General features: G+C 63.1%; 23 protein-coding genes. 12 read left to right on the top strand and 11 right to left on the bottom strand.

The features are described 5' to 3' along the window. Window positions 1–33 precede the first annotated feature (33 nt). Together EKM88_RS00110 and EKM88_RS00105 are read left to right on the top strand one after the other, a co-directional pair. Window positions 34–1,677, top strand: coding sequence for a peptide ABC transporter substrate-binding protein (locus EKM88_RS00110; protein ID WP_125702150.1), 1,644 nt, complete (start codon window positions 34–36; stop codon window positions 1,675–1,677). Window positions 1,678–1,695: 18 nt separating this feature from the next. After that, window positions 1,696–2,010, top strand: coding sequence for a hypothetical protein (locus EKM88_RS00105; RefSeq protein WP_125702149.1), 315 nt, complete (start codon window positions 1,696–1,698; stop codon window positions 2,008–2,010). A 225-nt stretch (window positions 2,011–2,235) separates the two neighbouring features. On the opposite strand, the gene EKM88_RS13405 is transcribed toward EKM88_RS00105, so the two are convergent. From EKM88_RS13405 to EKM88_RS00085, 5 genes are all read right to left on the bottom strand, one after another. Continuing rightward, window positions 2,236–2,319, bottom strand: a complete 84-nt coding sequence (locus EKM88_RS13405) for a putative holin-like toxin (RefSeq protein ID WP_225418413.1) — start codon at window positions 2,317–2,319, stop codon at window positions 2,236–2,238. A gap of 229 nt (window positions 2,320–2,548) precedes the next feature. After that, window positions 2,549–3,040, bottom strand: a complete 492-nt coding sequence (locus EKM88_RS00100; protein WP_125702148.1) for a hypothetical protein — start codon at window positions 3,038–3,040, stop codon at window positions 2,549–2,551. 125 nt (window positions 3,041–3,165) lie between these two features. Next, window positions 3,166–4,383 carry an MFS transporter gene (locus EKM88_RS00095; RefSeq protein ID WP_125702147.1) on the bottom strand — a complete coding sequence of 406 codons (1,218 nt, stop codon included), beginning with the start codon at window positions 4,381–4,383 and terminating at the stop codon, window positions 3,166–3,168. A gap of 83 nt (window positions 4,384–4,466) precedes the next feature. Beyond that, window positions 4,467–5,261: a Cof-type HAD-IIB family hydrolase gene (locus EKM88_RS00090; RefSeq protein ID WP_125702146.1), complete on the bottom strand. Its 795-nt coding sequence runs from the start codon at window positions 5,259–5,261 to the stop codon at window positions 4,467–4,469. Continuing rightward, window positions 5,239–6,378: an Mbeg1-like protein gene (locus EKM88_RS00085; protein ID WP_125702145.1), complete on the bottom strand. Its 1,140-nt coding sequence runs from the start codon at window positions 6,376–6,378 to the stop codon at window positions 5,239–5,241. The genes EKM88_RS00090 and EKM88_RS00085 overlap by 23 nt, the downstream gene beginning before the upstream one ends. Before the next feature lie 131 nt (window positions 6,379–6,509). Between EKM88_RS00085 and EKM88_RS00080 the strand changes: the two genes are divergently transcribed. The 4 genes from EKM88_RS00080 to EKM88_RS13395 all read left to right on the top strand — a co-directional run bounded on the left by EKM88_RS00080 (window position 6,510) and on the right by EKM88_RS13395 (window position 10,543). After that, window positions 6,510–8,381, top strand: a complete 1,872-nt coding sequence (locus EKM88_RS00080) for a heavy metal translocating P-type ATPase (protein ID WP_125702144.1) — start codon at window positions 6,510–6,512, stop codon at window positions 8,379–8,381. An 84-nt stretch (window positions 8,382–8,465) separates the two neighbouring features. After that, the gene (locus EKM88_RS00075; RefSeq protein WP_125702143.1) at window positions 8,466–8,696 is read left to right on the top strand and encodes a heavy-metal-associated domain-containing protein; all 231 of its coding nucleotides are present in this window, start codon (window positions 8,466–8,468) and stop codon (window positions 8,694–8,696) included. A gap of 13 nt (window positions 8,697–8,709) precedes the next feature. Next, entirely contained in the window at window positions 8,710–9,270 is a 561-nt protein-coding gene (locus EKM88_RS00070; RefSeq protein ID WP_125702142.1) for a ferritin-like domain-containing protein, read from the top strand. Window positions 9,271–9,904: 634 nt separating this feature from the next. Beyond that, window positions 9,905–10,543: a sugar O-acetyltransferase gene (locus EKM88_RS13395; protein WP_225418412.1), complete on the top strand. Its 639-nt coding sequence runs from the start codon at window positions 9,905–9,907 to the stop codon at window positions 10,541–10,543. Between the two features lie 185 nt (window positions 10,544–10,728). Here the strand turns inward: EKM88_RS13395 and EKM88_RS00060 are convergent, their stop codons facing one another. The 3 genes from EKM88_RS00060 to EKM88_RS00050 form a co-directional block, all read right to left on the bottom strand. Beyond that, the gene (locus EKM88_RS00060) at window positions 10,729–11,145 is read right to left on the bottom strand and encodes a hypothetical protein (protein ID WP_125702140.1); all 417 of its coding nucleotides are present in this window, start codon (window positions 11,143–11,145) and stop codon (window positions 10,729–10,731) included. After that, window positions 11,145–11,420, bottom strand: coding sequence for a helix-turn-helix transcriptional regulator (locus EKM88_RS00055; RefSeq protein ID WP_125702139.1), 276 nt, complete (start codon window positions 11,418–11,420; stop codon window positions 11,145–11,147). The genes EKM88_RS00060 and EKM88_RS00055 overlap by 1 nt, the downstream gene beginning before the upstream one ends. A gap of 106 nt (window positions 11,421–11,526) precedes the next feature. Then, the gene (locus EKM88_RS00050; protein WP_125702138.1) at window positions 11,527–11,784 is read right to left on the bottom strand and encodes an AbrB/MazE/SpoVT family DNA-binding domain-containing protein; all 258 of its coding nucleotides are present in this window, start codon (window positions 11,782–11,784) and stop codon (window positions 11,527–11,529) included. Window positions 11,785–11,931: 147 nt separating this feature from the next. Here EKM88_RS00050 and EKM88_RS00045 point away from each other — a divergent pair, with 147 nt between their 5' ends. Then, the gene (locus tag EKM88_RS00045) at window positions 11,932–12,552 is read left to right on the top strand and encodes a hypothetical protein (RefSeq protein WP_125702137.1); all 621 of its coding nucleotides are present in this window, start codon (window positions 11,932–11,934) and stop codon (window positions 12,550–12,552) included. A gap of 245 nt (window positions 12,553–12,797) precedes the next feature. Here EKM88_RS00045 and EKM88_RS00040 read toward each other — a convergent pair whose 3' ends face one another. Together EKM88_RS00040 and EKM88_RS00035 are read right to left on the bottom strand one after the other, a co-directional pair. After that, window positions 12,798–13,748, bottom strand: a complete 951-nt coding sequence (locus tag EKM88_RS00040) for a zinc-binding dehydrogenase (RefSeq protein WP_125702136.1) — start codon at window positions 13,746–13,748, stop codon at window positions 12,798–12,800. 48 nt (window positions 13,749–13,796) lie between these two features. After that, a complete protein-coding gene (locus tag EKM88_RS00035) occupies window positions 13,797–14,249 on the bottom strand; it encodes an NUDIX hydrolase (RefSeq protein WP_125702135.1) in 453 nt (150 codons plus the stop codon). A 90-nt stretch (window positions 14,250–14,339) separates the two neighbouring features. Here EKM88_RS00035 and EKM88_RS00030 point away from each other — a divergent pair, with 90 nt between their 5' ends. The 4 genes from EKM88_RS00030 (at window position 14,340) to EKM88_RS00015 (ending at window position 19,931) form a co-directional block, all read left to right on the top strand. Next, window positions 14,340–15,038: a LytR/AlgR family response regulator transcription factor gene (locus tag EKM88_RS00030; RefSeq protein ID WP_125702629.1), complete on the top strand. Its 699-nt coding sequence runs from the start codon at window positions 14,340–14,342 to the stop codon at window positions 15,036–15,038. A 217-nt stretch (window positions 15,039–15,255) separates the two neighbouring features. Beyond that, window positions 15,256–16,149, top strand: coding sequence for a sensor histidine kinase (locus EKM88_RS13600; protein WP_404819952.1), 894 nt, complete (start codon window positions 15,256–15,258; stop codon window positions 16,147–16,149). Window positions 16,150–16,222: 73 nt separating this feature from the next. Beyond that, a complete protein-coding gene (locus tag EKM88_RS00020; protein ID WP_125702134.1) occupies window positions 16,223–18,040 on the top strand; it encodes an ATP-binding cassette domain-containing protein in 1,818 nt (605 codons plus the stop codon). Continuing rightward, window positions 18,027–19,931 (top strand): ABC transporter ATP-binding protein, encoded by a 1,905-nt coding sequence (locus EKM88_RS00015; RefSeq protein WP_125702133.1) that lies wholly within the window; start codon window positions 18,027–18,029, stop codon window positions 19,929–19,931. The genes EKM88_RS00020 and EKM88_RS00015 overlap by 14 nt, the downstream gene beginning before the upstream one ends. Window positions 19,932–20,130: 199 nt before the next feature. Here EKM88_RS00015 and EKM88_RS00010 read toward each other — a convergent pair whose 3' ends face one another. Then, window positions 20,131–20,850 (bottom strand): class I SAM-dependent methyltransferase, encoded by a 720-nt coding sequence (locus tag EKM88_RS00010; RefSeq protein ID WP_125702132.1) that lies wholly within the window; start codon window positions 20,848–20,850, stop codon window positions 20,131–20,133. A 324-nt stretch (window positions 20,851–21,174) separates the two neighbouring features. Between EKM88_RS00010 and EKM88_RS00005 the strand changes: the two genes are divergently transcribed. Next, window positions 21,175–22,470 (top strand): ABC transporter substrate-binding protein, encoded by a 1,296-nt coding sequence (locus tag EKM88_RS00005; RefSeq protein ID WP_125702131.1) that lies wholly within the window; start codon window positions 21,175–21,177, stop codon window positions 22,468–22,470. Window positions 22,471–22,629 lie beyond the last annotated feature (159 nt).

Below are 22,629 nucleotides of genomic sequence, written 5' to 3'. Positions count from 1 at the left end.
GCATCAGACACGGCTCTAGCAAAGGAGAAGACAATGAAACGAGCATTGATTGGCGTACTACTGGCAGTGGCGACCGGCTTATTGGTGCTGGTGGGCTGCGCGCGGCCAACGACCAATTCGGCCGAAAAGCAGGTGCTGCGGCTCTCTGCACAGGCACCGTTGGCGACGATCGACCTCGCTCAGGCGACCGGTTACGGGCAGACGGGCAACGTGTTTGAAGGATTTTACCGGCTGGGGGCCAATGGGCAGCCGGTGGCGGGGTTGGCGCAAAGTGGCACTGTCTCGCCGGATGGCCTGACGTGGACGTTCACACTGCGGCCGAACCTCAAGTGGAGTGACGGCAGCGTGCTGACCGCGCAGGACTTCGTGTACTCGTGGCGGCGCACCATCACGCCAGCCACTAAGTCGCCGTACGCGTATCTGTTCAATGGCATCAAGAACGCGACTCAGATCAACGCCGGCACCGCAGCGCCAAGCACCCTAGGCATCCGGGCGACAGACGCGCGCACGGTCGTGGTCACGCTCGATCAGCCGATCGCCTACTTCAAGGTGCTGATGGCGTACCCGCTGTTTGCGCCGCAAAGTGAGGCGGCGGTGACGCAGTACGGCAAGGCGTACGGCACCAAGGCGGCCAACATGGTGTACTCTGGCCCGTTCAAGGTGACGGGCTGGACGGGCACCGGTGACACCTGGGCGTTCGTGAAAAACCCGTACTACTGGGACAAGCAGAAGGTCTTGCTGGATCAAATCACGTACCAGGTGGTGGAAAATGCGGCGACCGGCCTGAGCCTGTACCAGACGGGCAAGCTTGACATGACCCCGCTGGCCGCCAATCAGGTGCCTAAATACAAGACGGACCCGGCGTTTCAGGCCTACCCGTACGCGCAGGTGGCCTGGCTGGCGTACAACTACGCGGCCAAGGACAGTCAGGTGAAGGCCGCCGTCAGCAATCAGGACATTCGCCTGGCGTTTTCCCACGCGCTGGACCGCACGGCGCTGACGCAAAAGGCGCTGGGGAACGGCTCAACGGTGCCGCTGGGATTCGTCGCCTCCGGGCTGGCGAAGAATCCGCGCACCGGGGTCGATTTTGCCAAGGAGGCGACCGCGCCGGGCACGCTCAATTACGCGCCGGGCACCGCGCGCACGCTGTGGCTGAAGGGGCTGGCGGCGTTGGGCGAGCGGCAGCTGACGCTGGAGTTGCTGGTGGCTAACGATGATGCGCTGCAAAACACGGCGGCGACCTACGTGAAGGCACAGCTGGAAAAGGAGCTGCCGGGGCTGACGCTGAACCTGCGCGCCGTGCCGGGTGCAATGGCGCGGCAGTTGCAGCAGTCGGGCGACTTTGACCTGGCGCTTGGCAGCTGGGGCGCGGACTTCAACGATCCAATCTCCTTCCTGCAGATCCCGCTGCCGACCACCAGCAACAACTACGGCCACTTTGACGATCCGGCGTACACGGCGCTGGTGACCAAGGCCAGCACCACCGACGCCAACGACCCGACCGCGCGCTGGGCCGACCTGGTGCAGGCCGCGACTCGGTTCAACGCGACCCAGGGCTTCACGCCGCTGTATCAGACTGTGACCGCATTCCTGCAACAGCCGTCCGTGAAGGGAATCGTACACAACACGGCCGGAACGCAGTGGAGCTACAAGACCGCGTATGTGGTGCAGAAGTGAGCGCTGATGAGGGAGCGAATGCGCATCTCTGAAAGGGTGAAACCGATGGAACCCATCCGCAACTTACTCGTCATCGCAGGGTGTTTGGGCATTGGTGTACAAGTCTGCACCCTGATTTTCAGCACTGAGCGAACCAAACGAGGATTTCTCTTGGCGATTCTGATCAATACCCTGGTCCTGGTTCAGCAGGCCTGCTTTGAGTTCGTGTACGGCGTGATTCGGGATCTGGATGTGACGGATCAGCCGACGCAAATTTTCTTTCTCTTGTTAATGCTTTCGACGATGCTGTATGTGGTGAATTTCGGGGTGAACTTACTGCCGAAACGGCGGTAGTTGGCCGGAGCAACGCACAGGGAGTGGTGCGGGGACAGCTTAAGTTTTATGAGAGGCCACGGCCTGAAGTTGGTCGTTTTGAAGGCACGTGCTATACTATTGGTGAATTAAAAAAGCCGATGACGCAATGCGCCACCGGCAAGGCAAGGCCGGATTTCTCCGGTGGCCAGCTTAGCTTAATTACCTAACAAAAGATAATCGTCGTAGCCGGCAAGCACGAGACGATTATTTTTTTGTGTCGTTTTTCATGATTGCCACAATCAGGCCGCCAAAAGCGATCATCAGGGACAGCGCTTCGAAAACGCTCATGAGTGTTCCTTTCAGAGCAACAACCCAAAAGAATCATAGGCATCACTCCCATCTTTCGATTGAAGCTAGCCACCGTCCGGCTTTTCCTTGTCTCAACCATCATACTGGAAAAGGCAAAAATACGCGAAAAACGCGCAGAACGTCTCTCATAATTCTCGTACGCGATTCCCCTAAGATGGGTAGCCGTTACTATCAGTGTGTCAGCACTACCATGATGTCTTCTCGCGCATTAATACTGAAACGACCCGTTGGCCGCCGACAAGGTGAGCGCCGCGGTTTTAGCGTACAGCTGGTGGCGGCTATTTTGGATAGTGATGCGAAGGTGATTGCCGGTGTTGCGCAGCCGCACCGGCTTCTGCGTGACGGTTTGGGTCACCAGGCGCGTGGCGACCAAATCGTCTTGGGTCGGCGTCAGCGTCCACTTGAAGGTGGCGAGAAAGCGCTCGTGGCGGTCACGCAGGGTGGCGGTCAGGGTGTAGGGCGCCGCATTGGCATCGGCGGGTAGCTGGCTATAAAACGTGAGCTTGGGTACGTGCGCGAAACGCAGGGTGCGGGGGCTGTTGCGGAGGCTCCTGGCCGTGATCGTCACCGGTAGCGGGGACTGGCCCACCGTAAAGCTGTGGTGAAAGGTCAGCGTTCGGGGCCAGCAGTATAGGCCGCCGCAGATGAGGGCGGTGAGCAGGAGGGTCAGGCCGGCAAGCCATGCGGTTTTGTGTGTCATGAAGCACCTCACAAGATAATGGTTGCCGACAGTTTACCCGATATCGAAATCGTTATCAATCTATTTATAAACTAACGCGCTATGACCGGCCCTAAGCGGGGCAGCGGTCATGGCGCGTTTTCAGGTCAGTCGGTTTTGCGCAGCAGCTGTGGTTCGCTGACGCGCAGGAAGATCAGGTTGATCAGTAGCAGACAGGCCGTCGAAATGAAGACGACGTTGTAGTCGAAGATGCCGGCCAGGGTGCCGCCAAGGAAGGCACCGAACATGTTGCCCAAGGCCTGGAAGCTCTGGTTCCAGGAGAAAATCGCGCTGGTCGTTTCCGGCGGGGTGTTTTTGGTCAACAGGGTCTGGATGGTCGGAAAAAGGCCCGCGTCCGAGATGCCGACGAACAGGCGCAAGACGCCCAAACCGACGACGCTACCGATGATGCCTTGCGGGAAGTACACCAGCACCGCGAACAGGTAGCAGGCGATCAGCACGCGCCCGGAGCCGTGGGTGTCGCCGTAGCGTCCGAGCCGCGGGGCGGCCAGGATGTTGGAGATGCCAGGCAGCGCGGCGATCACGCCGGCGATGACGGTGTACGCGCCCTGACCGTGCATCAGTTCCTTAATGTAAAGGGAGATGATGGGGGAGATCGAGGCGTTCCCAGTTTGGACGATCATGGTCGAAACCAGCAGGATGACGATCAGCTTGGGGTCGGCGACTTTTTGAAGTAGCGAGGTGCGCGGGGCGCCTTTCGGGTGTTCAACGGGGACAAAGGATTCTTGCACAAGAAAGGCCGACATCAGCCCGACGATGGCGAGCAGCGCGGCGGTGATGAAGAAGGTGTTGCGGATCGAGAACAGCTCTGCCAGCACGCCGCCGACGATCGGGCCGAATAGCGTCCCGGAGATGGCGCCGGTCACTAGGGTGCCGAGCGCCACGCCGGCTTTTTTGCGTGGAGTCTGCGAGGCGACCAGCGCCTGGGCGTTGGGGATGTAGCCGGAGAAAAAGCCTTGGAAGAAGCGGCAGGCCAACAGCGCCCAGACGTTGGTGCACAGGCCCATCAAAAGCATCGCCACCGCGATCCCAAAGCTGGTGCGGATCAGCATCACCTTGCGGCCGGTGCGGTCGGCCAAGGCCCCCCACATCGGGCTGACGATGGCGGTGATCAAAAAGGTCACCGCGTAGATCAGCCCGCTCCAAAACGTCAGTTGCGCCTTGGAGAAGTCGCCCATTTGCCCGACGTACAGGGACAGAAACGGCATGATTTCTGAAAAGGCGATCCCGGCGACAAACGTGCAGAACCATAGCACGTACAAGTTGCGCTTCCAGGGGCCTTGTTCTCGTTGCGCGTCATCCACGGCGGCGCACCTCCTTTACAATTAAACGATAAGATTCATTATGCCACCATGAGGCGCCGCTGTTAAGCGCTGCTCACGGCGTGTCACATGGCAAACTCGCGCAGCGCCTGAGCCGCACCGGCTTCGGTGTTGGCCGCCACCACATGTGTCGCCGCGGTGCGCAACGCTGCGGTGCCGTTGGCCAGCGCGATGCCGGTACCGGCGGCTTGCACCATCGCGAGGTCGTTGTCGCCATCGCCCATCGCCAGGGTGGCCGTCATCGGCACATCGAAGTAGCGCGCCATCGCGTGCAGCGCCGCACGCTTGGACACGGCGGGGTGCGTGATCTCCAGGTAGGTGGGCTTGGAACGCGCCAGCGTCAGCGGCTGGTCGACCAGCGCGTCAGCCAACGCATCGATGGCGGTAGGGACCCCCATGCACAGGATCTTGTGCACGGCGCGGCCGCTAGCCAGTAAGGCGGCCGGGTCACGCAGCGTCGGGGCAAAGCCGGTGATGGCGACTTCTTGTGTCACCCAGTCGCTGGGCGCGGCGCACCAGTCGAGGCCGGCGAACAGGTTCAGGCTGACCGGTAGCGTGGCTGCCACGGTCGCCACATGGGCGGCGGCGCCGGTCGGGAGCGGTTGCTCAAACAGCGTGGTGAAGCGGCCAGCTTCGGCTTCGGTGACGATCAGCGCCCCGTTCAGGCTGACCAGTGGCAGGGTGAGGCCCAGCCGGGCGGCCAAGGCAGTCATGCCGCGCGGGGGCCGCGCCGAGGCGAGGCAGAAGTGGCCGCCGGCTTGGGCGTAGTCGCGCACCGCGGCGATCACCGCGGCCGGTAGTTGGTGGTGATCATCGAGCAGCGTACCGTCGATGTCGCTAAAGACGAGGGGACTTTTCATCGGGACCTCCTTGATGTTTCACGTGAAACAGACGCGGTAAACGGGCCGGCCAATCCGGTCGTGCCGGCGTGGGCAGGCTGGCCCACAGCGCTGCGATCAGCTGCGCCAGCACTTGCCGCCATTGCGCTGACGTGGTTTCGTCTTGGGCGCGCAGGCCGGCCAGCAGCGTGCGTGTGGTTTGCGGCCAGTCCGCCAGCAGCTCGGCAAACGTGGTGGCCTGGGTCTCGGTCACCAGCGCGTAGGCGGCGGCCAAGGCCTGCTGCTTGGTGGCGTCGTCGAGGCTCGCCACCCAGGCGGCGATGCTGCGCTGGGTGTACTGGGCCCCGCCGTCCAGCGCGGGCCGCGTGGCAAAATCATGCCCGCGCACGCGCCAGCTGAACGGGTCGTGCTGGTTCAACGCGTGCGCGGCGCTGTCGACCACTTGGTAATCCTGTGTCGGGTCAAACAGCGTCCCGATGAGGCTGGATTGCGGCACCAGCTTGTGCACCCGCGGCCGCAGTGCCGCGGGGAGGGGCGTGCCCAGTCCCGGACCATCGGCGTTCACCACCGCCAGCACCTGCGCCTGCAAGGCGGGGGCGGCGTGCACGAATGCATAGGTGGCGAGGTTGCCGCCCTTGGAGTGGCCGACCAAGGCGTAGCGTCCGGGGTAGTGGGCCGCGACGTGGGTCAGGTAGGCCAAGGCGGCGCGCTGCGACGGGATCGTCTGCAGGTACGCGAGGTTGAAGTCTTCCTTCCAGTCCACGAAGTTGGCGCGGGTGCCACGAAAAGCCAGCACGTGCACGCCAGTGGGCAGCGAAAAGGTGATGGCGGAGAACTGTTTTTCGGCCGCCACGTCCAGCTCGGTGACCGCCGAGTGCCAGCGCACATCACGGTAGCGGGGGCTGGTCACCAGCGCCGTGAGCAGCGCAAGGTTCTGCGCGGGGCGCCAGGTGTCCTGCGTCAGAGCGGTCAGCACCGCCGGGTCGCGCAGGGTCCCGAAGCGGTTGCGGGCGCCGGCCAGCTGGGCGAACGGAAAGTAGGCCAGCTGGGCGAGGATGACCCCGTCCACCGGCGTCGGTGGCAGGGTCGCAAAGGGTTGCGCGCTCACGGCGCGGGCGTAGTCAATCAAATTAGCCATCGAATCACCTTCCTGCTATCCATTATGCCACAGTGCAACTGACAAAAAGTCACCAAACTTGACGCCGGTCAATTTTTCGCCGCGCCAGCGTCTTTATACTGAGGGTATCGAAAGCAAAGGGAGTGGCGCAAATGAAGTTACAACAATGGATCCAAAAGCAGACGCCGGCCATCACCTGGGGCAGCGCGGCGCTGATCGGGCTGGGGTACGCCGCCAAGTTCGCGGGCCTCGCCCCGTTCTGGTTCGCGCTGCCGCTTGCGGTCGCCAGCCTGATCGCGGTGGTGCCGATCGCACTGCACGCGTGGTCGGCACTTGCGGCCAAGGTCATCTCGATCGAGCTGCTGGTCACCATCGCGGTGGTTGGCGCGTTCATCATCGGCGAGTACAACGAAAGCGCGATCGTCACCTTCCTGTTTTTGTTCGGGAACTTCCTGGAGCAAAAAACGCTGGCGAAAACGCGCGCGTCCATCAAGTCGCTGACGGCGATAGCGCCGACCACGGCCGCCGTGCTGCAGCCGGACGGCACCACTGTGGCGACCGATGTCGATGATGTTGAGATCGGCGACGTCGTAATGGTCAAAACCGGGGCGGCCATGCCGGTCGACGGCACCGTGTCCGGCGGCAGCGGCTATGCTGACGAGGCTGCGGTCACCGGCGAGTCCCGCGCGGTACGCAAGCAGAGGGGGGATGCCGTATACGCCGGCACCATTTTGAGCGATGGCGCGCTGGAGGTGACGGCCACCAAGGTCGGCGACGACACCACCTTCGCCAAGATCGTTGAGCTGGTCGAAGACGCGCAGGACACTAAGAGTCACGCGGAGAAGTTCATCGATCGCTTTGCGCAATACTACACACCGGCCGTGCTGCTGATCGCGCTCGTGGTGTTTGCCGTCAGCCACGACTTCAAGCTCGCCATCACCGTGCTGGTGCTCGGCTGCCCCGGCGCCTTGGTGATCGGCGCGCCGGTGTCCAACGTGGCGGGCATCGGCAACGGCGCCAAGCGCGGCATCCTGGTCAAGGGGGGCACCGCAATGGACGCCTTCGCCAGGGTCGACACCTTCGTGTTTGACAAAACCGGCACGCTGACCAAGGGCGAAACCGCCGTGACGGCGGTGCACGCGTACGGCGCCACAAAAGCGACCGTGATGACCACCGCGGCGGCGCTTGAGGCGCTGTCCGCGCACCCACTGGGCCGCGCCGTACTTGACTACGCCGGCACGCACCAGCTCGATTACCAAGCACTGGCAGTGGCTGACCATCAAACGGTTCAGGGGCAAGGGGTCACCGCGCAGGTCGCGGGCCACACTGCCTGCGCCGGCAACGAGAAGCTGCTGGCGGCCCACGGCGTCACGCTGACACCGGCGCAACAGGCCGATCGCGATGCCTTGCAGCAAAGTGGCAGCTCACTGATCTTCATTGCCGTTGACGGCCAGGTGCAGGGGCTGATCGGCGTGGCCGACGTGGTGCGCCCAGGCGTCGCCGCGCAGCTGCAACAGCTGCGCCAGGCCGGGGCCAAGCACCTGGTGATGCTGACCGGGGACAACCGGGTCACGGCAGCGGCCGTGGCGCGCGAGTTGGGCCTCGATGAGGTGCACGCCGAGCTCATGCCTGAGCAAAAAGTCACCTATGTGAAGCAGTTTCAAGCCAACGGCCAGCACGTCGCATTCGTCGGCGACGGCATCAACGACTCGCCATCGCTGGCGACTGCTGATATCGGCATCGCGATGGGATCGGGCACGGATGTTGCCATCGAAACCGGCGATGTGGTGCTGATGCAGTCGAGTTTTGCCGCGCTGACCCACGCCTTTCGCCTGGCGAAAAAAACGGTGCTGAACACGCGGGAGAACGTCGTCATCGCCATTGCGGTGGTCGCGTTCCTGCTGCTCGGGCTGATCGCCGGGTTCATCTACATGGCCAGTGGGATGTTCGTGCACGAGGCCAGCATCCTGGTCGTGATCTTCAACGCGATGCGGCTGATCAATTTTGGCGGCCGCGTGAAATAAATGGCGCAAACTTGACGCGCGTCAAGTTGCGCGGACGCGGTTGGTTTTAGACTAAGGGGGTAAGTCAACAAAGGAGCGATTCTCATGAACAAAAAAATCATCATGCAACTGGACGAGCTGACCTGCCCGTCATGCCTGACCAAGATCGAAGGGGCGGTCAAGAACACCCCCGGCGTCGGCACCGTCAAAGTGCTGTTCAACGCCGGCAAGGTGAAGGCGGAATTCGACGACAGCCAAGTCAGCGCCGACACGCTGAGCGGCGTGGTCGCCAAGCTCGGGTACACCGTGCAGCAAGTCAAGGTCAAGGATCTCTAAGGAGGGTCATCTCATGCCAACACAAGAAGCCATTGAAGCCAAGTACCAAGCCGAAATCAAGCAGGCCGATGTCGATCACCACAAGCCGACTGCCGGCGCGATGACCGGCCACATCCTGAGCAACCTCTGGGTGCTGGACGTGAAGCTGCATCAGGCCCTGTGGTTCGTCCACGGCCCGCAGTCTTACGCCCTGCAGCAGGCGTACACCGACCTGATCGCGCTGAACCGCAGCCAGATCGATGAACTCGGGGGCCTGTTGCTGGACGAAAACGAGCTGCCGCCGGCCACCACTGCCGAGGTTGCCGCCTACGCCAAAATCGCGGAGGACCCGCGCCTGAAGTACGCGGATGCCGATGCGGTGGTCGCCGCGACGGCGCAGGATCTCACCACCGCCAACCTGTTCATCGACCGCGCGATCAAGCTCGCGGAGCGCGAAAGTCGCCCGGCCATGGCCGCCTTTTTGACCCAGCTGCGCGCCAGCAACAACACCCAGACCCGCAAGCTGCAGGCTTTCCTGGGCAAAACGGCCTGGGAGGACCTCGTCGAAGTGGATGACGACGAAGACGACGATTAAATCGATACAAGCGTTCCCGCGTGAGGGGCGCTTTTTTTATGATCGCGTGCACTTTGTCGCCGAACGGCCCCCCACACTGGTGTGATATCGGTTACAATGAGACGGAGGTGAGGAGATGGCATGGGAAGAATTGGCCAACGGGTCGCTGTACCTGCCAACCGGAGAAGCGATGCTCGCAGCGCAGCTGGCGCATCAAGACGACTTGGCGCGCTTCAACGCGTTGGCGCCCAGTGACCCGAAGCGGCCGGCCGCGATGCGCGCGCTGTTTGCGGCGGTCGGGCCGGATTGTGCGGTGGCCAGTCCGCTGCATGCGAACTGGGGCGGCGCGCATGTGACACTTGGGGCCGGCGTCCAGATCGCGGCGGGGCTCACGCTGGTGGACGACGGGCCGATCAGCATCGGCGCGCACACGCGCATCGGGGCCAACGTGACCCTGGCCACCGGGGGCCACCCGGTGTGGCCGGCGCTGCGGCGCGCCGGCTACGTGCACAACCAGGCCATCACCATTGGCGCGCACGTGACGCTCGGCACCGGCGTGGTGGTGCTGCCCGGAATCACCATTGCCAGCGGCGTCACGGTAGCCCCGGGCACGCTGGTCACCCATGATCTCCCTCGAATACCCGAGAAAGAAGCGATGAACCCAATGGATCAGTTAAGCAGTGGGGCCCTGTACCGGCCCAGCGACCCGGCGCTCGTGACGGAACAGTTGAAGTGGCAGGATCTGCTGGTACAGTACAACCAGACCCTGCCGTCCGAGCAAACCAAGCGCAGCGCGATGCTGCAGCAGCTCTTTGGCGCGATCGGGCCGGATTGCTACATCGAGGCCCCGATGCACGCGAACTGGGGTGGGCACCACGCCCATTTTGGCCGGCACATCTACGCCAATTATAACCTGACGATGGTGGACGACGGCCCGATCTACGTCGGCGATAACACCATGTTCGGCCCCAACGTCGTGCTCGCCACTGCCGGCCACCCGGTGTGGCCCGCGCTGCGGCCGCTGGATTACCAGTACAACATGGCGATCCACATCGGCCAAAACTGCTGGTTCGGCGCCGGCGCGATCGTGCTCCCCGGCGTTACCATCGGCGATAACGTGGTGGTCGGGGCGGGTAGCGTCGTCACCCACGACCTGCCGGCCAACGTGGTCGCGGTCGGCAACCCGTGCCGCGTGCTGCGCGCGGTCAACCAGCACGACCGCGAGTTTTACTTCAAGGACCGGCGGATCGACTGGGCCGCGATCGCGGCGGAAAGCGGCGAAACGTTCGAGTGATCAAAAAGGGGCCGAGGCATCATTAACGGCCCAAGAATGAGCCACGACTATTCCGAATAGTACAATCCCCAAAGAGGCGGCCTGGCCGAATAAGCGGGCGGTACTGTCAAACCTAAGTACGGGTTTGTCAGTACCGCCCGCTTAATTCTCTGGGCTAAAATCGCCTTTGGGCTCAGCCCCTTGGGTTAGTCTGTCGGTGAGTTGAACCGGTAGTACAGGTCGATCGCCAGCACCACTGCGGTGACGATGGCGCCGCACAACAGCGCAAGCAGGAACCGGCGCTGGCCGAGCATCAGGAAGTAAAACAGGCCGGTGATGACCGTCAGCAGCACGACGCCGAGCAGCGCCACCGCCACCCACGAGTGCTTGGGTTTGTCGTCGATAGCAGCGCGGATGCCCACGGAAAGCACCACCAGCGTGTAGCAGCCGGTCATCAGGATGATCACCAGCGGGTTGTCCCAGGCGAACAGGTTGCTCCAGTCGCCGGTTTGAGCGGCCTGCGCGATCAAGAAGCCGATCAGCACGAGGTTTTCCAGCGCAAACGCGAGCCGAATGTTCTTGAAATTGCGCAGGATCAGGCGTTCATCAGTGATTCGTTTCATCAGATTTCCTCCGTTGGCGCCACCCAGAAGACTTGATCCAGCGTGGCGTTGAGAATGTAGCAGAGTTGCAGACAGAGTTTCAGTGAGGGATTGTAGTCGTTTTTCTCGATCAGGCTCAGCGTCTGGCGCGTGATGCCGGCGCGCGCGGCCACTTCTCGTTGCGTCAGGTTCAGGGCCAGGCGCAGGGCGCGGACTTGATTGGGCACGGCGAACAGCTCCTTTGGGCGGTGTGATGGAATGTTTATCTTCCATCCGAGGTAAATTATATCTTCCATCTTGCGGCGCGTCAACACTTAAAATGGCGCGGACTGATCAGCGCGGCGGCAATCAAAAAAGACCCGCAGCGTGCGGGTCAAGTCGTTGCGGACTGGCTGGGCTGAGTTAACGCAACTCAGCGCCCACCGCAGGAGCGGCGAGCCAAGCGGATTCTTGATCGGTGGGGAGATAGAAGTCGTGATAATGCGCGAACAGGTCGTGAAGTGAGGGGCGCGGTTGTTGGATCAAGAGCTTTCCAGCGCTCACCGTGAGTTGAATTGGCGCGTCAGGATTAAAGTGGGCGGCGGCCAGCATTTCCTTGGTGATGTGAACGCCAGCGTCGTTGTCCCAGTGTTTTAGCGTAATTTTAATGCGCATCGTCATTGGAATCACCTCACTGTCAGTCTAACGAACAATTTTTGCTTCGTCGATGCTTGGTCAGTTACAAAAAATTCGTGCGATTAGCCGACGGAGCGCGTAGAATAGCCTTAATATGAAAACGCTGTCTATTTGGCTAATGGAGGACACCAGATGAGCAGGAATCAAGTTGGGCTAGCGGCGCTCGGGCTCAGCGCCATTGTGGCCGGGGGGCTTGCACTGGGCACGCAATTGCCCGCCGCGCAACCGCTGGCGGGCACGGAGGAGACGCCCATCAGCACCGGCGCCGCGCGCTTGATGACGCGCACGGCAACGATTCAAGACCTCGCGCGGCGAGCCAATCTCACGCCAGCGGAGGCGGCGCTCCGGCTGTTTCCGCAAGCCGCACCGGGGCACGCAGGGGCGCGTTACGTAGTCTTGAAGGCGCCGATCACAACGCTTGCGGCTGACCAGCAGGGTCCGGCCGATGCCGGTTACGTCTACTGGTACGCGGAGGCGTCTGCCGGTGGCGCGTTTCACGGGATCAAAAACATTCGCTACGCCGGCTACCACCCCGGCCAGCTCGCACTGAACGCGCGGCTGGACTATGCGCTGATCGATGCCAACCGCTTGCACTACACCATCGCGGGGCACGGCTTCACCGGTGAAGCCCAGCCCGTGGCGTACAACACGCAGGTGGTGGGGCTGGATCAGGTGGGCTGGCAAAACTTCAACGTGGACGAGTGGGCCGCATATGCCGGCCAAGTCTTTCAGGATGCGGATTATACGTGGTAACTAGACAAAAAGGCTGAGACGAAAAGCGTTTTTAGCCCAGAGTATAAGTAAGGTCTCCTGCAAAACCCGAACTTAGGTTTTGTAGGAGACCTTGCTTATACGGCTTGCTCTGCTCGTTCGAACGCAGTGAGTTACGAGCAGACATCCGTTAGGTAGGGCGTTGCTTTTCGTTTCGTACTGTCCTGGGACAGTTGCGATTCATTCTTGGGCCGTTAATTATATCTCGGCCATCTGCGTCATTCGGTTCACACCAGCACGACCACCTTGCCAAAGCTGCCCGCACTGTCCAAAAAAGCCTGGGCCTCGGCGGTGTGGGCGAGGTCAAAGGTGCGCGTCGGGGTGACGTCGAGGTGGTGGGTCGTGATCAGGTCGAGCATCGCCTGGAACTTGGCCTCGGTCACGCTGTCAGAGGAAAAGGCGGTGAGGTAAGCGTCGGTGGGCAGGGCGCTGATCGGGTCAAAATCGGCGGACCACACGCCGCCGAGCTCGCCGGTGACGCAGGCGATGCCACCGGGTTTGAGCACGCGCAGTGAGTCGGTCATGGTCAGGGGGCCGACCAGCTCCAGCACCTTCTCGGCGCTGGCGGCGGGGCAGTCCAGCACGCCATCGCAATCGGCGACCACGGCGTCAAACCCCGCGGCCGTCAGCTGGGCGGTTTTGGCCAAGTTCCGAGTGCTGCCGATGACGCGACCCACGCCCATGGCGCGCGCCAGCTTGGCCGCCGCCACGCCGACCCCGCTGGTCGCACCGCGGATCAGCAGTGTGTCACTGGGGGTGAGCCGCAGGTTGCGCAGTGACCCATACGCGGTGAAGTAGGTCTCCGGCACTGCCGCCAGCTCGGGCCAGCTCAGCGTGGTGGTTACCGGGTAGAGCTGGGCGTTGGGCACCAGCGCATATTCCGCGTAGCCACCGTCAAATTCGCGTCCGAGCCCGCCCATCAGCGTGACGGTGCGCTGACCGACCGGCAGGCGCGTCGGGTCGGTGGTGGCGGCGATCACGCCGACCGCCTCGATGCCGAGGATCCGCGGCAGGGTGACGCTGGGGGACCAGCCATTGCGGGTGAAGATCTCGGAGCGATTGATCCCGAAGCCTTTGACTTGAAGCAGGGACCACCCCGGTTTTACTTCGGGGGTAGGAACGGTTTCGCGGTGCAGGACGCTGGCGTCCCCGGGAGTGCGTAACACGATGGCTTGCATAAGGCATTGTCCTTTCTTGGGTGACACAGACGCGCCTGCCGGTTGGGCTTACGCATTCTCCCGCGCATACGCCAGCATATCGGCGTTTTGCTGGTTCAACAGTGGCGGCAGGTGGTCGAACGGCCAGTACTTGACCGCAACGGTTTCATCGGTGGGGGTGGTCAGCGGCGCGCCGCCGACCTGCTCGACGAGGTAGAGCATCGCGATGGTGTGGGCAACGTCACCGTTGGGGTAGCGCGTCTCGCCTTTGTCGAACAGGTGCAGCTCGCGCACCACGCGCACGTCGATGCCGGAGTCCTCCTTGTACTCGCGGATGATCGCCTCGGCGTAGCTTTCGCCGTACTCGAGGTAGCCGCCGGGCAGGCTCCAGTTGCCGGTGTCTTGGCGCAGGTTCAGCAAGACCTCGCGCTTGTCGTTGAGCAAAATGCCGCCGCAGCAGTTCAAAATGATCGGGGTGTGGCCGACCAAACTGCGAATTTTCTTGATGTAGCCGTATGTCATGAGGCACCTCCAAGCGTTTTCTTCAGCATACCCGAAAAGCGCGCGGCGGGGTGTTATAATTTGCTTAATTACGCGAGGCGGAGGGGCATGATGGAGATTGCGTTGATTGAAGACGACGCGCGCACGCGGGCGGCCAACGCGGCGTTGTTTGAGGCCGCCGGCACGCCGCATGAGCCAGTGGTCGTGACCGCGTTTGCGTCTGCGGAGGCGTACCAGTTCAGCCGGCCAGCGGTGGACCTGCTGGTGCTCGACATTCGGCTGTCGGGGATGGACGGCATGACGCTGGCCAAAACGGTGCGGGCGATCGATCCCGCGGTGCCGCTGGCCTTTGTGTCCAACTACGACGAGTACGTTTTCGAGGGTTACGATGTGAACGCGCTGGCCTACGTGATGAAGCCGCTGACGGCCGCGAAGGTGGCGGCGCTTTTGGCCAAGGTGCAGGCGCACCGCCCGCCGGCCACCGTGCTGGTGGTGACCGGGCGCGGGGCCCAGCAGGTGCCGCTGTACGACCTGATGGCGATCGAAGTGCGCGACCACGCGCTGGCGTTTCACCTGCAAGACCAGGTGCTGGAGGCCCCGGGTCAGCTCAAAGACTACCTGACCTTGCCAGGGTTCATTCAGATCTACCGCTCCGTGGTGGTGAACCTGAGCTTCGTGCGGCAGCTGACCGCCAGTGCGGTGGTCATGGCGGACGGCAGCCACTATCCGGTGGCGCGCAGCCAGCGCGCGCGGGTCAAGGCGGCCTTCTTCGCGCATTATCGGGGGTTAGCGCATGACGATACTCATTAGTGCACTGGCCAGCGCGACGCTGGTGCCGCTGGTGGCGGGCACGCGGCGCGGTCGCGTTCAGCTGGCGCTGATCATAGCGGCCGCGGGGCTGGCAGCTGGGTTGGCGTGGGTCGGCTGGGGCTGGGCCATCGAGCTGGTGGCTGCCGGGGCCAGCGCGGGCTGGTTTTTGCGTCAGCATGCGCCGCTGCTGGCCGGCGGGGTGGCGGTGCCGTTGCTGCTGGCCAGCGGCCTGACGCCGTGGCTGGGCGTGCGTGGGCTGGTGGCCGGCGTGGTGCTGGTGGGTGGCGGTTTGATCTGGCGCAGTCAACAACTTGTGACGGTGCGACTGGCGCTTGTGGGGTTGGGCCTGGCGATCGGGGCGAGCCTTTGGCTGACGACCGGCGGTGCGCTGGTGGCCGCGACGTGCACGGCGCTGTTGGCGGTGCTCACGCTCAGCACGCTGATCCAGCGCTTTTTGGCCCAGCAGGACGCCGTGTTTGCGCACGGGCTGGACCAGATGATGGCGCAGTACAGCCAAGAGGTGCAGACGCTCTACGCGAACATGCGCGGCTGGCGGCACGATTACCATGACCACTTGCAGGCGCTCAAGGCGTACCTGGATGACGCCGAGCCGGCGCGGGCGCGCGCCTACCTCGACACGCTGGAAGACAAGCTCGACACGGTGGACACGCTGGTGCACTCCGGCAACCCGATGCTGGACGCCATTGTCAACGCCAAGCTGACGCTGGCGGAACGCGCGGCGATCCCCACCAATGTCAAGGTCTTCGTGGGCACGCAGCCGCTGATCGCTGACCTGGACCTAGTCGTGATCGTCGGCAACTTGCTGGACAACGCGCTGGAGGCCATCACGGCCCAGCCAGCAGGGGAAAAGCGCCGGTTGCGCGTCTACATTGCGATCCTGAAGCAGCAGTTGTACATCAGCGTGACCAACACGCGGCCGGTGGCGCAGCAGATCGACCTGCACTATGCCTCCACTAAGGACGACCGGCGCGGCCTAGGCATCCGCCGCATCAATCAGCTAGTCGCCAAGTACGATGGGGTGATCAACCGGCAGTACGAGGATGAGGTCTTCGTGACAGAGATCGCCCTGCCGCTTACGGGGCAAAACTGACCGTTTGCGCAAAAAACGACCCAGCGCGGTCGTTTTTTTGTAAGGTGAAGGGGTCATGAAGGGAAGGGGTCCGATGAAACAACCGAAAGCGCAGTACTCGCTGCGCGATAACATCCGCTGGTACTGGGGCGTGATGAACCAGGCGCACCCGCAGCTCAAATGGTCGCTGCTCGGCTACGTGGTGATGACCGCCATCCTCGGCGTCATCGGCGTGGTGCTACCGGCGTGGCTGGTGGGGCTCTTGGCCGCCAGCGCCCACTTCGGCCACTTCGCCGGGGTGGCGCTGGGGATGGCGGCGGCGGTGGCCGGCGCCACGGCGGTAAACTACTACCTGAGAATCTACGGCAATAACTTCAGCGGCAACGTTCGCAGCGCGGTGAGCCTGACGATGTACGCGCAGGTCTTCGGGCTGGCTTACCAGCAGCTCGTCGACCCGGACACGCAGGAGCTGTACCACCGCGCGGCTGCCAACGGGGTGAGCTGGACGCTGGCCGGGGCGCAGGCCATTTTCTTTGGCTGCCAGAACCTGCTGGCGGATGGTGTGCTCTTGCTACTGTTCATGGGCACGCTGTCGGCGTTCACGCCGTGGCTGTTCGCGCTGGTGCTGCTGGCGGCGGCGGTGGCTTACTGGGCGATGCAGCACTACCGGCGCTGGTACGCGGCCAACAAGGACGCCTGGAGCGCCACTGCGCGCCAGCAGAGCTACCTGCGCCGCACGGCCTACGCGGACACCAACGGGAAGGACATGCGCCTGTACCACACGCAGACATGGTACCAGACGCATTTTGACCAGCTGATCGCGACCCGGATGGCGTGGCAAAAGCGCCAGAGCAGCCGCGCACTGGTGGCCGGCCTGATCGGCAATGCGGCCGGCCTCGTGCGCGATGGCGCGGCATATGGCCTGCTGTTGCTGGGGATGGTCAGCCAGACGCTGACCCTCAGCGCGTTCACGCTACTGTTCGGCGTGGTCAACCAGTTCGTCGGCCTGACCACCAAGCTGTTGGCTGACTGGGACCAGCTGACCAAGGCCAGCATTGACCTGCAGGAGGTGCGCGCATTCCTGGCCCTCAAGCAGCCGCCGGCCGGGGTTGCGGCCCCAGCCGCGCTGGCGCAGCGGCCGGTTACCATTCAGTTCGACCACGTCAGCTACACCTACCCGAAAAGCGCGACGGCCAGCCTGACGGATGTGTCGTTCACGCTGCACGCCGGGGAACGGCTGGCGCTGGTGGGCATCAACGGCGCGGGCAAAAGCACGCTGGCGCAGCTGATGATGGGGCTGTTCACCCCGACCACCGGGCGCATCCTGATCAACGGCGTGGACGCGGCGACGCTTGACGCCGCGGCGCGTTGCGCGCTGTTTGCCCCCGTGTTTCAGACCAGTGAGGTGCTGGCGCTGACCGTGGCGCAAAACGTGGCGCTGACGGCGACGCCAGACCTGGCGCGGGTGCAGCAGGCGCTGACGGAAGCCGGCCTGGCTGCCGTGGTGGCCGCCCTGCCGCAGGGCCTGCAGACGCCGATGACGCGCAACATCGTGGATGATGGCATCAGCTTTTCCGGCGGGCAGCTGCAAAAGCTGATGCTGGCCCGGGCGCTGTACAAGGATGCGCCGGTGCTGGTGCTGGACGAACCCACGGCGGCGCTCGCCCCGTTGGCGGAAAACGCCATTTACACCGAGTACGCGGCGCTGACGGCCCACAAGTCGGCCGTGTTCATCTCGCATCGCCTGGCCTCAACGCGCTTTTGCGACCGCATTCTGTTCCTCAAGGACGGCCGCATCGCTGCCAGTGGCGACCACGCAACGCTGATGGCGCAAGGCGGCGACTACGCGACGATGTACGCCGTGCAAAGCAAGTACTACCAGACGGAGGTGACCGCAGATGAAGAAGCCTAACACCAATTTAGTGCGCCGGTACCTGGCGGTGGCCAAGGTGGTCGCGGACGTTGACCCGGCGGCCCTGCCGATCGAGTTCGCGGCGGCCCTGCTGGCGATCGCCGTGCCGTACCTCAACATTGCCTTTCTCGGCGGCCTGCTGATCGCGCTGGCCGATCACTGGGCCACGCCGGCGCTTTTGAGCCTGCTGGGTGGGTTCCTGACGGCACGGTTCGTGCTGACCGCCGGCGCGGCTTGGGGCAAGAAGCTGGCGGCCGACCACACAGAGCTGGTGAACGAGCGCCTCGACGCCAAAACCACCAGCAAGCTGCTGACCATCAGCTATCCCGATTTTCAGTCCGCCAGCATGCGCGAGGCCTACGAAGGGGTGCGCCGTGGCACCGCGATGAACGGCGGCATGACCAGCCTGCTGGAAAACGGCTTCCACGACCTGTTCTCGGTGGTGATCGCGGCCGGGTTTGCGGTCGGCGTGTTCGTCACGCTTGTCCGCGGGCACGTTCGCGCCACAGCGCTGGCAGCCGGGCTGTTCAACGGCCCGGGGTACCCGCTTTTGATGGTCGGGCTGCTGGTGGTGCCGCTGGTCATCGGGGCGTGGGCGGTTCGCCACGCCAACGTTCGCCAGGCGGCCATGATCCAGCAGATCATCCGCGGGAACCGGGCCTTCACCTACTTCAGCAGTTTCGTGGAGGATTTTCTGCACGGGCCACTGATCCGGCTGTACCGCGCCGATGAGCTGATCCTGGCCATCCAGCGGGACGCCACCAAGGCCAGCAACGACAACTACTGGTACGGCCAGCTCGGCTACTTGCACTACACCCTGATCCCGAACATCGCGGTCAACCTGCTGGTCGGCGTGCTGTACCTGTTGATCGGCCTGCAGGCGCTGGGCGGCGGCATCGCCATCGGCACCGTGCTGGTGGCGGTGGGCTACCTTCAGCAGTTCATGACCACCGTCAATGCGTTCATCAGCGACGTCGGCTGGTACAACAACATGGTCGACTACCTGCAGTATTACAGCACCTTCTTCGCGCTACCGGACGCGACCCAAAGCGGCCACCTGCCGGTTGAAAAGCGCACGGACAACGAGTTTGCCATTCGCTTCGAAGATGTCTCCTTCAAGTACCCAGACAGTGACACGTGGGCCTTGCGCCACGTCACCCTGACCCTGCACGTCGGTGAGCGGCTGGCGGTGGTGGGACCCAACGGCTCGGGCAAAACGACGCTGATCATGCTGCTGTGCCGGCTGTATCGGCCCACGGAAGGGGTCATTACGCTCAACGACATCAACATCGACAAGTATAACGAGGCCGAGTACCAGAGCCTGCTGGGCGTGGTGTTCCAGGACTTTCGCCTGTTCGCCTATTCGATCGCCGAAAACGTGGCGGCCAGTGCCGACTATGACGAAGCAAGGGTCTGGGAAGCACTGGCTGTGGCCGACGTGAAGGACCGCGTGGCCGCCATGCCGCGGGGGCTCGAAACGCCGATCACCCAGGCCCTGGACGCCACCGGCATCGACATCTCCGGTGGGGAGGCGCAGAAAATTGCCATCGCGCGCGCCTGGTACAAGGACGCCCCGATCGTGATCCTCGATGAGCCCACCGCGGCCCTCGATCCGCTGTCCGAGTACGCCATTTACCAGCGCTTCGACGCGCTGATCGGCGCCAAAACCGCCGTGTACATTTCCCACCGCATGTCCTCCACCCGGTTTGCCCAGCGCATCGTCGTGTTCGATCACGGCCAGCTGGTGCAGGACGGCACGCACGATACGCTGATGGCGGCCCCGGGCCTGTACCGCGACCTGTTCAACGCGCAGGCGCAGTACTACACCGAAGACCAAGTCGCCACCGAGCGCGCCACCGCCAGCGCGGCGGCCGACACGATCGCCGAATAACGCGCAAAACCCGTCCTTGCCGTAGTGGCAGGACGGGTTTTTGCGCGCGGTGGCGGGCCTTCCCCGGTCAAGGGGCGAGGCAGCGAACCTTCATCGCTGAGGTAGGGCCGACGGTATTGTTTCACGTGAAACAGGCCGGTTCAGCCCAAGCGGTCTAGCACGCCTGTTGCGGGACCTGCCTAGGAGCGGCTGCGCCCGGTCAGCGTTTTTCTCCGCGCACGATCAGCATCATCGGCGCTCGCGTCCAGCCTGCACGCTGCGCAATGTCGGCGGCGGTGCCGCGCGGTTCCGCTACGGCGGTCAGCGTTAGCCCGGCGGCGAGTACGCTGGTCAGCAGCGTGCTCAGGGTGTGGTGATACTTGGTGACGGTGTGGGCGAGAAACTGGGTTGCCCGAGCGCCTTCGTCAAAATACCGATCCACCGGCCACACCTGCTCACCGGTGGTGGTCGTCACCCACTGCTCATGCCCTTCCGCGGTGAACAGCGGGTGTTCGATGGTGACCAGCATTACGCCGCCCGGCGCCAGCATCGCGGCGATGCGTTGCATCAGAGCGGCGAGGTCGGCGACGTAATGCAAGGCCAGTGAGCTGATGATCACGTCGAAGCTACCGGCGGGGCGGGTGAAGGTGGTCAGATCGCCTAATTCGTAGGTGATGCCAGGGGCGCTGTGATGGGCGCGGGCCTCCGCCAGCATCCGCGGCGAACTATCGACGCCCAGCACCGACTGCGCCCCCTGTGCGGCGGCGTACTGGCAGTGCCAGCCGTAGCCACAGCCGAGATCCAGCACGCGCTGGCCGGCCAGCGCTGGCAGAAGCGCTTGGAAGTCCGGCCACTCACCGGCCGCGTCCAGCCCGTGCTGGCTGCGCGGCATCTGGGCGTAAGCCGCGAAGAAGGACTGATCATCGTATGCGTTCGACATTTGTTGGCCTCCGTGAATTGAACTTGCGCTTACAGTGTAGCACGTTCACGAAGGGGCGTCTTGCCGCCGATCAGAGCCGCCCCAGAGGGTGAGATGAGAATCAGCGCCTGATGTCACAGCCTAAATGCGGACTGTCGCTGGAGGGCGCATGATTAGACAACCGCGGCATTGACGCTGGAACGCGCGGAAGGGGATTATTTCCCGGGCAATGAAAATTTTCCATTTATAGTACAAACGCGTTTGGCTGACCGGTTCCGTTGCTTTTAGCGACGACATATGGATAATAGGGGGTGTCAAGACACTAAACGATTCTTTGGAGGACGCATGATGAACAGACGATTCACGCACCTACTCGCAGCAGTTGCCGGGCTCGCACTGGTGGCGACCCTCGCCGCCTGTGGCCAGACCAAGGCCGCAAGCAAGGCGGCCGCCCCGGTCAAGATCACGTATTGGCACCGCATGACAGGCGCCTGGAACAAGGCGCAGCAGAAGATGATCGATGACTTCAACGCCAGCCAGAAGCAGTACAAGGTGGTTGCCGTGTCGCAGGGCAGCTACGACGCGTTACAGCAGAAGATCATGGCCGCCGCCAAGTCCAAGACGCTGCCCACGATGGCGCAGGCGCCTTACACCAACATTGGCGACTACGTGAAAAATGACTTCATCCAGCCGTGGGACAGCGAGATGCTGACCGGGGCCAATAGGTTGAGCGCCAGCCAACTCAAGGACATTTACCCGAGCTTCTTGGCGGCGGGTCAGTACCAAGGCAAGCAATACGGCGTGCCGTACTCGGTTTCCACGCGGGTGCTGTTTTACAACCAGGACCTGATGGATCAGTACGGGCTGACGCTGCCAAAGACATGGGCCGATTTTGCTGCAATGAGCGCCAAGCTCAAGCCGGCCGGCCTGACCGCGGTCGCCTTGGATCAGTCCTACGATGTTGAGCTGGAAGGGCTCGCCCAGCAAAGTGGCGCAAAGCTGATCGGCGCCAATGGCAAAGCGAACCTGACCGCGCCGACCACCCTGGCCGCCGTCAACACCCTGCTCGACCTGCGCAAGGCCGGCATGCTGCGGACCGCGGGCGAAGACGGCTACTTCTCCGTGCCGTTCATCAACCAAAAGGTGGTCTTCGGCATCGGTTCCTCCGCTTCCATCCCGATCCTTCAGCAGCAGGCGCCAAAAGGCCTGCACTGGGGCACGGCCGCCATTCCGGGCGTCGACGGCCACAACGGCACAGCGCTGAACGGAAACGACAACGTGCTGTTCAAGGGCGCCACCAAGGCGCAAAAGGCCGGCGCGTGGGCCTTCCAGAAGTTCCTGCTGAAGGCCAAGAACAGCGCCTACTGGGCCGCCAAGTCCGGCTATGTGCCGGTCACCAAGGCTGGCGCGGCGGACGCGACCTACCAGCAGCACTTGAAGGCCAACCCGACCTTCAAGGCGGCCGTGGACGCGTCGAACAACGCCTTTGCCTCCACCATTTTTGCCGGCTACACCGACTACCGCAACGCGCTGATGACGACGGTGGACGACACGCTGACCAAGAACACCGAGGGCAAAACGGCCTTCACCGCGCTGCAGGCCAAGGCTGAGGCGATCCTCAAGGCAAACCAGTCACGCTGAGTCGGGCGACATAACTGGCCCCTGACGCTTCAAAGGAAGGCTCACGTCCGCTCGTTGCGGCGGTGGGCCTTCTTTTTTGTCGGACGGATTTACAATGTAAGTGCAACAAATTAACCAAATAGAAAAGACTCACAGCCTGAGTCCTTGTAAAATGAAATC

The sequence above is a fragment of the Lacticaseibacillus daqingensis genome (genome assembly GCF_003946115.1).
Taxonomy (GTDB): domain Bacteria; phylum Bacillota; class Bacilli; order Lactobacillales; family Lactobacillaceae; genus Lacticaseibacillus; species Lacticaseibacillus daqingensis.
The sequence above is the reverse complement of the archived record's forward strand: the minus strand, read 5'-3'. Positions and strand labels throughout refer to the sequence as shown.